Source organism: Aliiroseovarius sp. F47248L (genome assembly GCF_023016085.1).
Taxonomy (GTDB): domain Bacteria; phylum Pseudomonadota; class Alphaproteobacteria; order Rhodobacterales; family Rhodobacteraceae; genus Aliiroseovarius.
Window position 1 is genome coordinate 728,927 of the sequence record NZ_JALKBF010000001.1, and the last position, 13,228, is coordinate 742,154.

Below are 13,228 nucleotides of genomic sequence, written 5' to 3' on the forward strand. Positions count from 1 at the left end.
TCCATAAGGACCCGATATGCAGTTTCACGAAGTCAAATATGACAGCGCCCAACCGGTGGACAGCTATGGCCCCGGTTTCTTTCGTGTTGCGGGCGAAGTGATCCACGGCGCGATCCTTGTGACCGAGGATGCAGCGATAAGTTGGGGTGGTCCTGATGATGTTGAACCTCTCTTGGCGTTGGCAGGCAAGATCGACGTTTTGTTCTATGGGACCGGCGCCGACCCGGCGCATCCGCCTTCCGATTTGCGCGCGGCTTTGGAAGAGGTCGGGATCGGGGTCGAGGCGATGGCCTCTGCGCCAGCCTGCCGCACCTATAATGTGCTGGTCTCGGAAGGTCGGCGCATTGCGCTGGCCGCCCTTCCGGTCTAAGGCTTCAGACATGGAAATGAGGGTCGATAACCTGTCCGTCGCGCGTGGCGGTGTGCCAGTGCTGGAAGGGGTGAATTTCACGCTTTCAGCCGGACAGGTCTTGATCCTGCGCGGGCCCAATGGCTCGGGCAAAACGACGTTGTTGCGCACCTTGGCGGGATTGCAACCGCCGGTCGCCGGACAGGTGTCCGCGGACCCCGAACAGATCACCTATGGCGCCCATGCCGATGGTTTGAAAGCCACACTGACGGTCGAGGAAAACCTGCGTTTCTGGGCGTCGGTGCATGGGATCGGCAGCATCGACGCAGCGGTGCAAGGGTTCAATCTAATCAGTCTGACACATCGGCCAGCGGGCAATCTGTCAGCTGGTCAGAAACGCCGGTTGGGTTTGGCACGATTGCTTGTCACTGGGCGACCGATCTGGCTGTTGGACGAGCCGACCGTATCGCTGGATACGGCGTCCGTTGACCTGTTTGCCGATGCGGTACGCGCCCATGTGGCGGGCGGAGGGGCAGCCCTGATCGCGACCCATATCGATCTGGGCCTTAAGGCGGATACGTTCGACATCGGCCCGTTCCGCGCCAACGGTGAACGCGCGACACCCTCCCAACAACGCGACCGCTACGCAGACTTCGATGAGGCGTTTTCATGATTGCGCTGTTGGTTCGCGACATGCGCTTGGCGATCCGCGCCGGTGGCGGCTTTGGTTTGGGGCTGGCGTTCTTCCTGATCGTCTCAACTCTTGTGCCCTTCGGCGTTGGGCCGGAAGCTGCGATTTTGTCACGGATTGCGCCCGGTATCCTGTGGGTGGGCGCGCTTTTGGCGTGTCTTCTGTCGCTGGATCGCATTTTCCAGCTGGATTTCGAGGATGGATCGCTGGATTTGCTGGCCACAGCGCCGATCCCGATGGAAGGAACCGTGGCGATCAAGGCGCTGGCGCATTGGCTTGTCACTGGCTTGCCGCTGACCTTGGCCGCACCGGGTTTCGGTGCGTTGATGAACCTTCAGACGCCGGGGCATTATTGGATCTTCATCACGCTGCTGATTGGTACACCTGCGCTGTCGATGATCGGCGCATTCGGCGCGTCGCTGACCGTTGGGTTAAAACGTGGCGGGCTTCTATTGTCCTTGCTGGTCTTGCCGCTTTACATTCCAACGCTGATCTTTGGGGCCGAAGCCGCGACTCGAGGCTCCGCCGGGCTGTCCGCGCTGACGCCGCTTTTAATGATGGCAGGGATCACAGCCGGGTCCATCGCCCTTTTACCTTTTGCGGCCGCGGCTGCCCTTCGCATTAACCTGAGATAGGTCAAGTCGCTGTGAAGATAGCCTCGCTATGCTTGCGCAAATGGTAGCCACCGAATAGAGGAAGCAAATGTCACTTTGGGAATTCGCAAACCCGGTCAAGTTCATGGCGCTCAGCGGCAAGGTGTTGCCTTGGGTGATCGGATTGACCGCGTTGACGTTGATACCGGGCCTGCTTTGGGGGTTCTTCTTCACGCCCGAGGCCGCCAATTTCGGAAACTCGGTGAAGATCATCTATATCCATGTGCCGTCGGCGATGATGGCGATCAACATCTGGGTGATGATGCTTGTCACGTCACTGATCTGGATCGTCCGTCGCCACCATGTTTCGGTGCGTGCCGCCAAGGCCGCCGCCTTGATCGGCGTGACCATGACAGTGATTGCCCTGATCACCGGGGCGATCTGGGGCGAGCCGATGTGGGGCACGTATTGGGCCTGGGATCCGCGCCTGACCAGCTTTTTAATCCTGTTCCTGTTCTATCTGGGCTACATGGCCTTGTGGGCGGCAATTGAGAATCCGGACACCGCGGCCGATCTGACTTCGGTCCTGTGCATCGTTGGATCGGTATTTGCGCTGCTCAGCCGCTATGCTGTGAACTTCTGGAACCAGGGCCTGCACCAGGGCGCGTCGCTGTCGATGGACAAGGAAGAGCATGTAGCGGATGTCTATTACCTTCCGCTGCTTCTTTGTATCGCAGGGTTCATCCTGCTGTTCGTCGCGCTTGTGCTGATCCGCACCCGGACCGAACTGCGCCTTGTGCGCCTGCACCGTTTGGAAATCCGCGAAAGGATGAAAGATGCTTGATCTGGGCAAATATGCAAATGCTATCCTGTCTTCGTGGGGGATCACTCTCGCGCTTTTGATCGCATTGATCCTTGTCACATGGCGCCGTTCGGTCCAAGTGAAGAAAGCACTGCACGCGGCTGAAAAAAGGGTGTCCGAAAATGGCTGACGAAAAGAAAAAAGGTATCTCGTGGCTGATGCTATTGCCGCCCATTCTGTTTGTCGGGCTGGCGGTCATGTTCATGTGGGGCATGAAGCAGGAAGACCGGAACACGCTGCCTTCGACTCGCGAAGGCGGAATAGTGCCCGCGCTGCAATTGGTCGCGTTTGAGGGGGCCGAAGGGTTCACCCATGACGATCTGACCTCAGGCGGCGTGAAGCTGGTAAATTTCTGGGCCAGTTGGTGCGCGCCTTGCCGCGCCGAGCACCCGCAGCTTGAGACGCTGGCCAAAGAGGGCGTGGTGATCAACGGGATCAACTACAAGGACGAACCGGCCAATGCGCGCCGCTTTCTTGCGCAACTTGGTGATCCCTATGCCGCGCTGATGGCTGACAGTGACGGGCGCACGGGGCTGGAATGGGGGCTGTATGGCGTGCCAGAAACCTTCATCATTGCTGCCGACGGCACTGTGGTGAAACGCTTTGCCGGTCCGATTACCGAAAGCATTCTGAAAAGCGTGATTCGTCCCGCCATTGCGGACGCCGCCAGTCGCTAACCGGCGGCGTTCAGCATCAGGATAAAAGCGCTGAACGCGACTGTTTCCAGAATTGGGAGCGGAAATTGGCGCAAAAAATTGTACATGAAATAGATGAGTCCGATGGCGATATAAACGTCGATTCAAATCGGCCAGAGAAATATTCCAACCTTAACGAACACTAACACTTTCTGGCTGGATGAGACAGTTTATTCTGCCAAGAAAATGGTAAGTTCTTCCACAAGACTACTCGACGTTCCTGCATCCTTGTGTGCTGCTGATCACATCCTTTGATGCCAACCAGTATTTCTTCGGAACGGTCTGTCTGATCTCGGCACACAAAAAACGCGCCCTGAAAAAGGCGCGTTGATGTTTATAGGTGCCGGTTGCTTACGACTTCGCGAGGTTGCGCAGCACATAGTGGAGGACACCGCCGTTTTCGACGTATTCGATTTCGACCTCGGTATCGATCCGGCATTTCAGCTCGATCTCTTTCACCGACCCATCGGCGAAGGTGATCTCGCACGGCACGTTCGACAGCGGTTTCAGATCGCCCGCCAAACCTTTGATCGACACGGTTTCGTCGCCGGTCAGACCCAGTGATTTTCGGGTGTCACCACCGGTGAATTCGAACGGGATCACGCCCATGCCAACCAGGTTGGAGCGGTGAATACGTTCGAACGATTCCGCGATTACGGCTTTGACGCCCAGTAGGCTTGTGCCCTTAGCTGCCCAGTCGCGCGAGGAACCTGCGCCATACTGCTCACCCCCAAAGACCACCAGCGGGGTGCCGGCGTCCTGATAGGCCATCGAGGCGTCATAGATCGACGTCTGCTTGCCATCTGGCCCCTTGGTATAGCCACCTTCGACGCCGTCCAGCATCTCATTCTTGATGCGGATGTTGGCAAACGTGCCACGCATCATGATCTCGTGGTTGCCGCGGCGCGAGCCGTAGGAGTTGAACTCACGCGGGGCGACCTGACGCTCGGTCAGATACTGACCTGCGGGGGACGAAACCGGGAACGACCCAGCAGGCGAGATGTGGTCGGTGGTGATCATGTCACCCAGAACTGCCAGCACTTTGGCGCCTTCAATGTCCGAGATCACGCCTGCATCCTTAGACATGCCTTGGAAATAGGGCGGGTTCTGGATGTAGGTCGAAGACGCGGGCCAGTCATAGGTCTCGTCGCCAGTGGTCTCAACACTTTGCCACTTTTCGTCGCCTTTGAAGACGTCTGCATATTTCGACTGAAACGCTTCGCGGGTGACGGTTTTTTCAACCAATTCAGCCACTTCTTGGGTCGAAGGCCAGATGTCTTTCAAATAAACGTCATTGCCGTCTTTGTCCTGACCCAGCGGGTCGTTGGCGATGTCGATATTCATGTCACCGGCCAGCGCATAGGCCACGACCAGCGGCGGTGATGCCAGGTAGTTGGCGCGCACGTCAGGGCTGATGCGCCCTTCGAAGTTGCGGTTGCCCGACAGCACCGAAGTTGCGATCAGATCGCCCTCGTTTATAGCCTCAGACAGTTCTGGTGCGAGGGGGCCGGAGTTGCCGATACAGGTCGTGCAGCCATAGCCCACGAGGTTGAAGCCGATGGCGTCCAGATCTTCCTGAAGGTTTGCGGCCTCAAGATACGCCGACACAACTTGTGAACCGGGTGCTAGCGATGTTTTCACCCAAGGCTTGCGGTTCATCCCAAGTGCACGCGCCTTGCGTGCCACCAAGCCCGCCCCGATCATCACATACGGGTTCGAGGTGTTGGTGCATGAGGTGATCGATGCAATCACGATAGAGCCGTCATGCAGCTTGTAATCGGCGCCTTTCACCGCTTGTGATTTATGGTGGCCAAAATCACCCGGAATGTGGTGCGGCGCGGGTTGTCCGCCTTCGTCTGTCCATTCCTTCTTATCTTCCTTCGGCGCAACCTTCGCGGGCCGTTGGCCTTTAATGTATTTGCAAAACTCGCTCGCTGCTTGGTCCAGCGCGATATAGTCTTGTGGGCGTTTCGGACCAGAGATTGCAGGTACGATGGTCCCCATATCAAGGCTCAACGTGTCGGTATAGATCGGCGCGTAATCTGCACCACGCCAGAACCCGTTTTCCTTGGCATAGGCTTCGACCAGCGCGATGCGATCTTCATCGCGACCCGTGGTGCGCAGATAACGCAGGGTCTCACCGTCGATCGGGAAGAAGCCACAGGTGGCGCCGTATTCCGGTGCCATGTTGGCAATCGTTGCCCGGTCAGCCAGCGGCAGGCGGTCCAGACCGTCACCATAGAATTCGACGAACTTGCCGACCACACCCTTCGCGCGCAGCATTTCGACGACTTTCAACACAAGGTCGGTGCCGGTGGTGCCTTCGACCATCTCGCCGGTCAGCTCAAAGCCGACAACTTCGGGGATTAGCATTGAAATCGGTTGGCCCAGCATCGCAGCTTCGGCTTCGATACCGCCAACGCCCCAACCCAGAACGGCAAGGCCGTTGACCATGGTGGTGTGGCTGTCGGTGCCGACCAGCGTGTCGGGATAGGCGACCTGTTCGCCGTTCTGGTCCTCGTCGGTCCAAACGGTTTGTGCCAGATACTCAAGGTTCACTTGGTGGCAGATACCGGTTCCGGGGGGCACAACGCGGAAGTTGTTAAACGCCGACTGACCCCATTTCAGGAAGGTATAGCGTTCCAGATTGCGTTCATATTCGCGGTCAACGTTCATTTGGAATGCGCGGGGGTTGCCAAATTCGTCAATCATGACCGAGTGGTCGATGACCAGATCAACCGGGTTCAGGGGGTTGATCAACTGTGCGTCGCCACCCAGCGCTTTGATGCCATCGCGCATCGCGGCAAGATCAACAACGGCAGGCACGCCGGTGAAGTCCTGCATCAGAACACGGGCGGGGCGATAGGCGATTTCGCGTGGGTTCTTGCCACCTTTTTTGGCCCATTCGGCAAAAGCTTTGATGTCGTCCACGCTGACGGTGCGACCGCCATCTTCAAAGCGCAGCATGTTTTCCAGAACGACTTTCAGCGCGGCCGGCAGCCGGGTAAAATCGCCAAGGCCAGCGGCTTCGGCGGCGGGGATTGAGTAATAGGCGACGGATGAGTCACCGGCCTTGAGCGTCTTGCGCGTCTTGGCGGTGTCTGAACCTACGATAATGGTCATGGATTGGCTCCCTAAGGTCAGGATACAGGGTTGGGCTGGCTTGCTTTTGCCTCATAATCGAGGCGCGGCGCAAGAGGATTCCAGCGCTTTGTATACGATTGCACACCAGAAATCGACCCCAATCCCTACTTATCGGCGAAAACTGTAACAAACCCCTCGCAAAACCTTGATTGGCAGCGCCTTTGAGGGCGCGCTATCTAATGGTTGACCCAAACGGAAAAGAAACCAGATGAGAGCAGTTCTGCCCCTGATCCTGATATGCGCCACATGGTTCGGTGCGCATCCCCTGACCGCAGGGGAGCGCCCGGTGACAGTTGTCGAACTGTTTACATCGCAGGGATGTTCATCTTGCCCACCCGCTGACGCGCTGTTGGGCAAATTGGCCGAGTATGACGATATCCTGCCTTTGGCGCTGCACGTTGATTACTGGGATTACATTGGCTGGAAAGACACATTCGCAAAGGCCGCCCACACCAAGCGGCAAAAGGCCTATGCTTACAGCTTTGGTACGCGGTCCATCTATACGCCGCAAATGGTGATCGGCGGGGTCGATCAGGCGGTTGGCAGTCATGTGGTCGAGGTGATGGATGTGATCCATCGCCATCAAGCCAAACCACAACAAGTGGCGTTGCAAACGATTGGTGCGGATGGTGAAGTACCGCGGTTAAGGGTCGAGCGGATGACACATCGCGACCTTCCCGCACAGATGCTTGTTCAAATCGTTCGCTTTGTGCCAAAAGCCGAGGTGGATATCAGCCGGGGTGAGAATGCCGGCCTGTCGATCACGTCAACCAACGTGGTAACGGATATCCAGGGCTTCGGCGTCTGGGACGGGCGGGAAGCGGTGGAATATGAGCTTCCCAACCCGATTGCGGAGGAAGGACAGGCCGCGGCCATTGTCCTGCAAGCCGCCAGGAAAAGTGGATATCCGGGCGAAATCGTGGCTGCGATCAAGCTGGACTAGGTGACGACTGGCGCGGCAGCGCGGGTCTAATCTGCCTCGGGCAATTGCCAGCGATTATGGATCCATAAAAACTGGTCCATGTGCTGGCGCACCCGCGATTCAAACCGATCGTTGAATTCTTGCATCATGGTTTTGGCATCGCTGTGGGCAATCGGGTTTTCGACGACAACGTCGAAGTCCAACCCGTTCTCCTTGCGAATGGCAAACACAGGAATGAACAGCGTGTCGTATTTCAACGCCATCTCCGCCACCGCTAGCGTGGTCATGGCGGGTTGGCCAAAAAAGTTGAGCTTGGCACCCTGGTCTTCGCGTTGGTCCAGAAGGATCGCCAAAAGGCCACCCTTACGGAGGTGTTTCACCATCTCGGCCATGCCTCTCCGGGATTGCTCAAACGCCTTGCCCTCGAACCCTTCCATTCGTGCCTTGTAGCTTTCGTTGAAATAGGCGTTTGACATCGGACGATAAAGCGCCCCGGTGTTATAGCCCGCTTGTATGGTCACGGCACGCGCGGCGTCGTAGTTTCCAAAATGCCCGGATATCGCGATGATTGGTCGACCATCTGCTTTTGCCTGTTCCAAGGCGGCCAGACCGGGGCCGGACAGTTTGGTGGACTTAAGCCGGTCATAGAATGTGTTGCCCGACCACATCTCTGCCAGAAACCGACCGGCATTGGACAGGACATCGCGCACCAAGCGATCTACCTCAGCAGGCGAGAGGTCAGGACAAGCCAGCGTCAGGTTATTGCGAATGCGCTTGTCGTATCCGGCAATCGGGCCGACGACATGCGCGGCCAGCCAGCCCACTGCCGGAAGGCGCCAACGATAAGGCAAAAGGCGTGGCAGGTTCAGCACGGCAGACAGCGCCAAATGTGTCAGATAGGGAGCAACCCCACGCTTTTCTTGCACCATCCAGCCCGTCTCCTGTCGCGCGGCGACGGGAACCGGCGCGCGCTGCATCTATCGGTGCCCAGACATACAAGCGGGGGCGGGGGCTCGCAAGCTCTTGCCGCACGAAGTCGGCAGATCAGTCTTCGTCTTCGTCTGTGACAACGGTGATTTCGTCAGCAGCCTCAAGCGTGCGGATCTGTGTGACGATGGCAGCCATTGCAGCTTCACCGTCTTTGGCTTTCACAGTTCCGCGTTCTGCCATCTCTTCCCGGATCTGTTCGGACATGCGTTTTGAGATAGCGTTAAGGATGAAATCTGCGACCGGTTCCAGTTCGTCGACAGCCGCCACCAGAGCTGTGACTAGCACGGCCTGATCCACGTCCCGTGTGATCTTTGGAATATCAGTCGGTGTGATGCGGGCGGGAATATCGGCGAAGGTGAAGATAGCTTTGCGGACGGCTGTTGCGAAGATGGTATCATCCTGATCCAGACCATTCAGCACCTCGTCGCGGGTTGCGGCAGGCGAGGCATTCAGGATCGCCCCAACCCGCTCAACCGGCCCATCATCAAACGCTTTCGGGGGGCGTGTGCCCAACTGTTCCGCCAGTGATCGGCCGATCCGTTCGACAACATTCGGGGCGATGGAACCGGTTTGCGACACGGCATAGGCCACTTTGCGCGCCCGCGGACCGGGCAATTGTCCCAACAATTCAGCAGCGACAGATACCTTTAGTTTGGACAGCAGCACCGCCGCAATCTCGGTGCTTTCTGTTTCAAGAATGTCCAACAGAAGCTCTGGGTCCAACCCCGCAATCTTGGCCCATGGGTCACCTGTCAACGTGACGCCCGCCATCTTTCGCATCCTGGCTGCGGTTGAAGGGCTGATAGCACCATCAAGCATCGACAACGTGCCTTCGATCCCACCCGGAAAGGCCAGACCTATGTCCTCGATCTCTTGAACGAACTCATCAATGACAGATTTCAGCGTGGCGCGGTCGATGTATCGCAGGTCTGACATCTGACGGATCAATTCAGACTGCAGCCCCTCGGGCAAATCTTGCAGTGACAACACAGCCCCCTCTGCCAGCAGCAGGCGCACAATGATCGCGGCTTTTTGTTTTCGTGTCAGATATCGTGTCACCGTCGAAGCGCGACCCGACGGAGCAACCCCTGTCGGGGAGACAACATTCTTGGGCGACATCCCGACACTTGTCGGCATGATGTCGGCATGGTCGATATCCAATGCGGTCAACGCGTAGCCTCGTTCCTCTGGTTTGTGCCAGACTGCCACGGTCGGGTTAAGGCAGGCTTACCGCCTTCGCATTTTTAGCTGGAAACGACGTCAACGCAGGCTTGCGATGCGGCATCCCAGGTTTGACCTGCGTCACAGCTTGCTGCCGTGTGCTTGCCACGTTCGCAGCCCATCGCAACGGACAACGTCGGCAAAACGGTCAGAACAAGTGCGCAGAGTATGGTCTTGAAGTGCATTGGGGCCTCCTTTCGGAAGCCCCATGGTAGCATGAAATACAGTGATTCCCAAATTGGGACACGCTGTGCCTTAGGCTTAGTCTTCGCCAAAGACCCGTTTGAAGATCGTGTCTACATGCTTGGTGTGATAGCCAAGGTCGAATTTTTCCTCGATCCCTTCCGCACCCAGAGCTTTGACCACATCGTCATCGGCCAGCAGTTCTTCTTTGAAGTCACAGCCAGTTTCCCAAACTTTCAGTGCATTGCGCTGCACCATCCGGTACGCGTCTTCCCGGCTGACACCCGCTTGTGTCAGAGCCAGCAGCACACGTTGTGACATGACCAGCCCGGGGAATTTGTTCATGTTTGCCATCATGTTGTCAGGGTAGACCAGCAGCTTGTCGATGACCGAAGTCAGGCGCGCCAGTGCAAAATCCAGCGTAATGGTGGCATCAGGGCCGATGTTGCGTTCGACTGACGAGTGCGAGATGTCCCGCTCATGCCACAGAGTCACATTCTCCATCGCTGGCACAACGGTCATGCGTACAAGACGCGCAAGGCCGGTCAGATTCTCAGTCAGAACAGGGTTCTTCTTGTGCGGCATAGCGGACGAGCCCTTCTGGCCCATCGAGAAGAATTCAGCCGCTTCCAGCACCTCGGTGCGTTGCATGTGGCGGATCTCGGTGGCCACGTTTTCGATCGACGAAGCGACAACACCAAGCGCGGCAAAGAAGGCGGCATGACGATCGCGCGGGATCACTTGCGTCGAGATCGGCTCGGGCGCAAGACCCATTTTTCCACACACATGCTCTTCTACGGCAGGGTCGATATTGGCAAAGGTTCCGACTGCACCCGAGATCGCGCCGGTGGCGATCTCATATCGTGCTTTTTCCAGTCGGTTCAGGTTGCGGTCCATTTCCGCATAGAAGCGCGCGAATGTCAGGCCCATTGTAGTGGGCTCGGCATGGATGCCGTGGCTGCGCCCGATGCGGATCGTGTCCTTATGCTCATGAGCACGTCTCTTCAGCGCAGCGAGCAGTGCTTTCATGTCCTCGATCAGAATGTCTGAAGCGCGCACCAACTGCACGTTAAAGCAAGTGTCCAGCACGTCGGAAGATGTCATTCCCTGATGCACGAAGCGTGCTTCTTCGCTGCCGACATGTTCGGCAAGGTGGGTCAGGAAAGCGATGACGTCATGCTTGGTCTCGGCTTCGATCTCATCAATGCGGGCAACGTCAAACTCAACATCCTTGGCTTTCCAGACCGCTTTGGCGTTTTCACGCGGAATCACGCCCAGATCGGCCATCGCGTCGCAAGCGTGTGCCTCGATCTCGTACCAGATCTTGAACTTGGTTTCGGGTGACCAGATGGCGACCATGTCGGGGCGGGAATAGCGAGGGATCATCGGCAGACCTTTTTCGATTGAGGGCAGTCGCCGCTTTCATAGACTGCCGCGCTGCAGCGAACAAGAGAAGGCTGTTTGGATAGGGGAAGGGGCGTTGCCCCTCTGCGCATGCGCGCATTCACCCCAGGATATTTTTGGGCCAGAAGAAGCCGAGATCACTTATAAAGTTGAACACCCTTTTCTGGGTGGGCGCGGTAGTGGGCAAGGCGGCTGTTGAGATTGCCGTGATGCAATTCGAGTTTGTGGCCGTCAGGGTCGAGGAAATAGAGGGATGCACCCTCGGATACATTATCCTGCCAAAGTGTAGCTGCCTCGCTTATCCGGGTAGAAAAAGTCAAAAAGTGCGTGGGTTCGCATGACAAGGCAATGTGAGTATAGTCGCTGCGCGGTATGACGGGTTCGGCGGATTGGACGAGACAAAGCCAGAGCTCGCCCAGTTCCAGATAGGCCCCGCTAGACCAATCCGCGCGCAAATTGGCACCCAGAATGTCGATATAAAACCGAACCGACCGCGACAGGTCGGACACCGCAAGGGTGAAGTGGTTCACCCCAGTGATCATCGTCAGAATCCGCCGTCTGAGCCTTGCTGCCATTTCTGCACAAGGTTGCCGAAACGCGTGAACTGGGCTTCGAAAGACAGTTCGACCGTGCCGATGGGGCCGTGACGTTGCTTACCAATGATGACTTCGGCTTTGCCGTGCAAGTTTGACATTTCATCCTGCCAGCTCGCCATACGGTCGAGTTCGTGGTCGCCGGGCTTTTCGCGTTCTTTGTAATATTCTTCGCGGAACACGAACATGACCACGTCTGCGTCCTGCTCGATCGAGCCGGATTCGCGCAGGTCTGACAGTTGCGGCCGCTTGTCATCGCGGCTTTCGACCTGACGGCTAAGCTGCGACAAGGCGATGACCGGGATGTTCAGCTCCTTGGCGATGGCTTTCATGCCCATCGAGATTTCAGCGATCTCGTTCACCCGGTTCTCGGCGGTGCCGCGGCACAGCTGCAAATAGTCGATGATCAGAAGGTCCAGACCATGCGTCCGCTTCAGGCGACGCGCGCGGGCGGCCAATTGGCTGATCGGCAGTGCAGGCGTGTCATCAATGAACAACGGACAGCTTTCCAAATCCTTTGCCGCATCGACAAACCGGCGAAACTCGCCTTCGTCCATGTCACCCTGACGGATCTTGTGGGACGAGATTTCGGACGCTTCGGCCAAGATCCGGCCCGCCAGTTGTTCGGCTGACATCTCGAGCGAGAAAAAGCCAACCACACCTCCGTCAATGGCGCCCTCGGAGCCATCCGGGCGGGTGCCTTTCTTGTAGGCTTTCGCCACGTTGAACGCGATATTGGTGGCGAGCGAGGTTTTCCCCATCGAGGGGCGACCCGCAAGGATCAGAAGGTCGGACGGGTGCAACCCGCCCAGCTTGGTGTCCAGATCGGACAATCCGGTTGAAATGCCTGCCAGACCACCTTCTCGTTGATAGGCGGCATTGGCGACTTGAACCGCGTCAGTCACGGCTTTCAGAAAGCTTTGAAATCCGCTGTCGGTTTGACCCGCTTCACCCAGTTTGTAAAGCGCCTGTTCGGCTTCTACGATCTGCTCTTTCGGTTCGGACGAGATGTCGACCTTCTGCGCCTTGGACGAGATGTCCTGACCCAGCTGGATCAGCTCGCGCCGAATGGCGAGGTCATAGATCATTTGCGCATAGTCACGGGCCGCAAAGCTGGAAATCGCGGCACCGGCCAGACGCGCCAGATATGCGGGACCTCCGAGTTCTTTCAGGCCCTCATCATCTTCCATAAACGCTTTTAGCGTTACCGGGCTGGCAAGCGCGTTTTTCGAGATGCGGCTGGCGGCGATTTCCCAGATGCGGGCATGCACGGGTTCATAGAAATGGCCCGCATTGATGATCGAGGCGACACGGTCATAGACATCGTTGTTCGTCAGGATCGCACCCAGAAGCTGCTGTTCAGCCTCGATGTGGTGAGGCAGGGCGTCCTGCACACCTTCGCTATTGTCGCCCGATTGCGTGCCCTGAGGAATACTGCTGATCTCGTTCATGACTGCCTGCCCCTTTTGGGGAGTGTTTAGCGCCTTGGCATGTTCCAAGGCAAAATGTATGTTCCTGTGGGAATCCTGTGGATAACGTGAGCCTACCATATCTGGTGCGGTCCCGCAAAATGGTGCCTAT

At 57.3% G+C, this 13,228-nt stretch carries 14 protein-coding genes; 7 read left to right on the forward strand and 7 right to left on the reverse strand.

Annotated elements, in window-relative coordinates:
• Positions 1-16 precede the first annotated feature (16 nt).
• The 6 genes from MWU51_RS03645 (at position 17) to MWU51_RS03670 (ending at position 3,172) form a co-directional block, all read left to right on the forward strand.
• A complete protein-coding gene (locus tag MWU51_RS03645) occupies positions 17-370 on the forward strand; it encodes an Mth938-like domain-containing protein (protein WP_247034790.1) in 354 nt (117 codons plus the stop codon).
• A 10-nt stretch (positions 371-380) separates the two neighbouring features.
• Complete coding sequence (ccmA, locus tag MWU51_RS03650; RefSeq protein ID WP_247034791.1) at positions 381-1,022, forward strand: heme ABC exporter ATP-binding protein CcmA; 642 nt, start codon at positions 381-383, stop codon at positions 1,020-1,022.
• Positions 1,019-1,675, forward strand: a complete 657-nt coding sequence (ccmB, locus tag MWU51_RS03655) for a heme exporter protein CcmB (protein WP_247034792.1) — start codon at positions 1,019-1,021, stop codon at positions 1,673-1,675. Before ccmA ends, ccmB begins: the two co-directional genes overlap by 4 nt.
• A gap of 67 nt (positions 1,676-1,742) precedes the next feature.
• Positions 1,743-2,477, forward strand: a complete 735-nt coding sequence (locus tag MWU51_RS03660) for a heme ABC transporter permease (RefSeq protein WP_247034793.1) — start codon at positions 1,743-1,745, stop codon at positions 2,475-2,477.
• Positions 2,470-2,625, forward strand: coding sequence for a heme exporter protein CcmD (gene ccmD, locus MWU51_RS03665; protein WP_247034794.1), 156 nt, complete (start codon positions 2,470-2,472; stop codon positions 2,623-2,625). Before MWU51_RS03660 ends, ccmD begins: the two co-directional genes overlap by 8 nt.
• A complete protein-coding gene (locus tag MWU51_RS03670; protein ID WP_247034795.1) occupies positions 2,618-3,172 on the forward strand; it encodes a DsbE family thiol:disulfide interchange protein in 555 nt (184 codons plus the stop codon). The genes ccmD and MWU51_RS03670 overlap by 8 nt, the downstream gene beginning before the upstream one ends.
• A 369-nt stretch (positions 3,173-3,541) precedes the next feature.
• Here the strand turns inward: MWU51_RS03670 and acnA are convergent, their stop codons facing one another.
• Positions 3,542-6,313 (reverse strand): aconitate hydratase AcnA, encoded by a 2,772-nt coding sequence (acnA, locus tag MWU51_RS03675; protein ID WP_247034796.1) that lies wholly within the window; start codon positions 6,311-6,313, stop codon positions 3,542-3,544.
• 229 nt (positions 6,314-6,542) lie between these two features.
• On the opposite strand from acnA, the gene MWU51_RS03680 reads away from it, so the two are divergent.
• On the forward strand, positions 6,543-7,277 hold the full coding sequence (locus MWU51_RS03680; RefSeq protein WP_247034797.1) for a DUF1223 domain-containing protein: 735 nt from the start codon (positions 6,543-6,545) through the stop codon (positions 7,275-7,277).
• Positions 7,278-7,303: 26 nt separating this feature from the next.
• Here MWU51_RS03680 and MWU51_RS03685 read toward each other — a convergent pair whose 3' ends face one another.
• The 6 genes from MWU51_RS03685 to MWU51_RS03710 form a co-directional block, all read right to left on the reverse strand.
• Positions 7,304-8,233 carry a lysophospholipid acyltransferase family protein gene (locus MWU51_RS03685; RefSeq protein ID WP_247034799.1) on the reverse strand — a complete coding sequence of 310 codons (930 nt, stop codon included), beginning with the start codon at positions 8,231-8,233 and terminating at the stop codon, positions 7,304-7,306.
• A 67-nt stretch (positions 8,234-8,300) separates the two neighbouring features.
• Complete coding sequence (locus MWU51_RS03690; protein WP_247034800.1) at positions 8,301-9,416, reverse strand: FliG C-terminal domain-containing protein; 1,116 nt, start codon at positions 9,414-9,416, stop codon at positions 8,301-8,303.
• Positions 9,417-9,490: 74 nt separating this feature from the next.
• A complete protein-coding gene (locus MWU51_RS03695; RefSeq protein ID WP_247034801.1) occupies positions 9,491-9,652 on the reverse strand; it encodes a hypothetical protein in 162 nt (53 codons plus the stop codon).
• Between the two features lie 76 nt (positions 9,653-9,728).
• Positions 9,729-11,036 (reverse strand): adenylosuccinate lyase, encoded by a 1,308-nt coding sequence (gene purB / locus MWU51_RS03700; protein ID WP_247034802.1) that lies wholly within the window; start codon positions 11,034-11,036, stop codon positions 9,729-9,731.
• A 155-nt stretch (positions 11,037-11,191) separates the two neighbouring features.
• The gene (locus tag MWU51_RS03705; protein ID WP_247034803.1) at positions 11,192-11,596 is read right to left on the reverse strand and encodes a VOC family protein; all 405 of its coding nucleotides are present in this window, start codon (positions 11,594-11,596) and stop codon (positions 11,192-11,194) included.
• Positions 11,597-11,598: 2 nt separating this feature from the next.
• A complete protein-coding gene (locus tag MWU51_RS03710) occupies positions 11,599-13,098 on the reverse strand; it encodes a replicative DNA helicase (RefSeq protein ID WP_247034805.1) in 1,500 nt (499 codons plus the stop codon).
• Positions 13,099-13,228: the final 130 nt, after the last annotated feature.

What these genes read in the sequence shown, in the direction of transcription:
- MWU51_RS03695 (WP_247034801.1), bottom strand. Translation starts at nt 9,652, where the DNA reads ATGCACTTCAAGACCATACTCTGCGCACTTGTTCTGACCGTTTTGCCG.
- ccmD (WP_247034794.1), top strand. Translation starts at nt 2,470, where the DNA reads ATGCTTGATCTGGGCAAATATGCAAATGCTATCCTGTCTTCGTGGGGG.
- MWU51_RS03680 (WP_247034797.1), top strand. Translation starts at nt 6,543, where the DNA reads ATGAGAGCAGTTCTGCCCCTGATCCTGATATGCGCCACATGGTTCGGT.
- ccmB (WP_247034792.1), top strand. Translation starts at nt 1,019, where the DNA reads ATGATTGCGCTGTTGGTTCGCGACATGCGCTTGGCGATCCGCGCCGGT.
- MWU51_RS03645 (WP_247034790.1), top strand. Translation starts at nt 17, where the DNA reads ATGCAGTTTCACGAAGTCAAATATGACAGCGCCCAACCGGTGGACAGC.
- ccmA (WP_247034791.1), top strand. Translation starts at nt 381, where the DNA reads ATGGAAATGAGGGTCGATAACCTGTCCGTCGCGCGTGGCGGTGTGCCA.
- MWU51_RS03685 (WP_247034799.1), bottom strand. Translation starts at nt 8,233, where the DNA reads ATGCAGCGCGCGCCGGTTCCCGTCGCCGCGCGACAGGAGACGGGCTGG.
- MWU51_RS03705 (WP_247034803.1), bottom strand. Translation starts at nt 11,596, where the DNA reads ATGATCACTGGGGTGAACCACTTCACCCTTGCGGTGTCCGACCTGTCG.
- MWU51_RS03660 (WP_247034793.1), top strand. Translation starts at nt 1,743, where the DNA reads ATGTCACTTTGGGAATTCGCAAACCCGGTCAAGTTCATGGCGCTCAGC.
- purB (WP_247034802.1), bottom strand. Translation starts at nt 11,036, where the DNA reads ATGATCCCTCGCTATTCCCGCCCCGACATGGTCGCCATCTGGTCACCC.
- MWU51_RS03670 (WP_247034795.1), top strand. Translation starts at nt 2,618, where the DNA reads ATGGCTGACGAAAAGAAAAAAGGTATCTCGTGGCTGATGCTATTGCCG.
- acnA (WP_247034796.1), bottom strand. Translation starts at nt 6,313, where the DNA reads ATGACCATTATCGTAGGTTCAGACACCGCCAAGACGCGCAAGACGCTC.
- MWU51_RS03710 (WP_247034805.1), bottom strand. Translation starts at nt 13,098, where the DNA reads ATGAACGAGATCAGCAGTATTCCTCAGGGCACGCAATCGGGCGACAAT.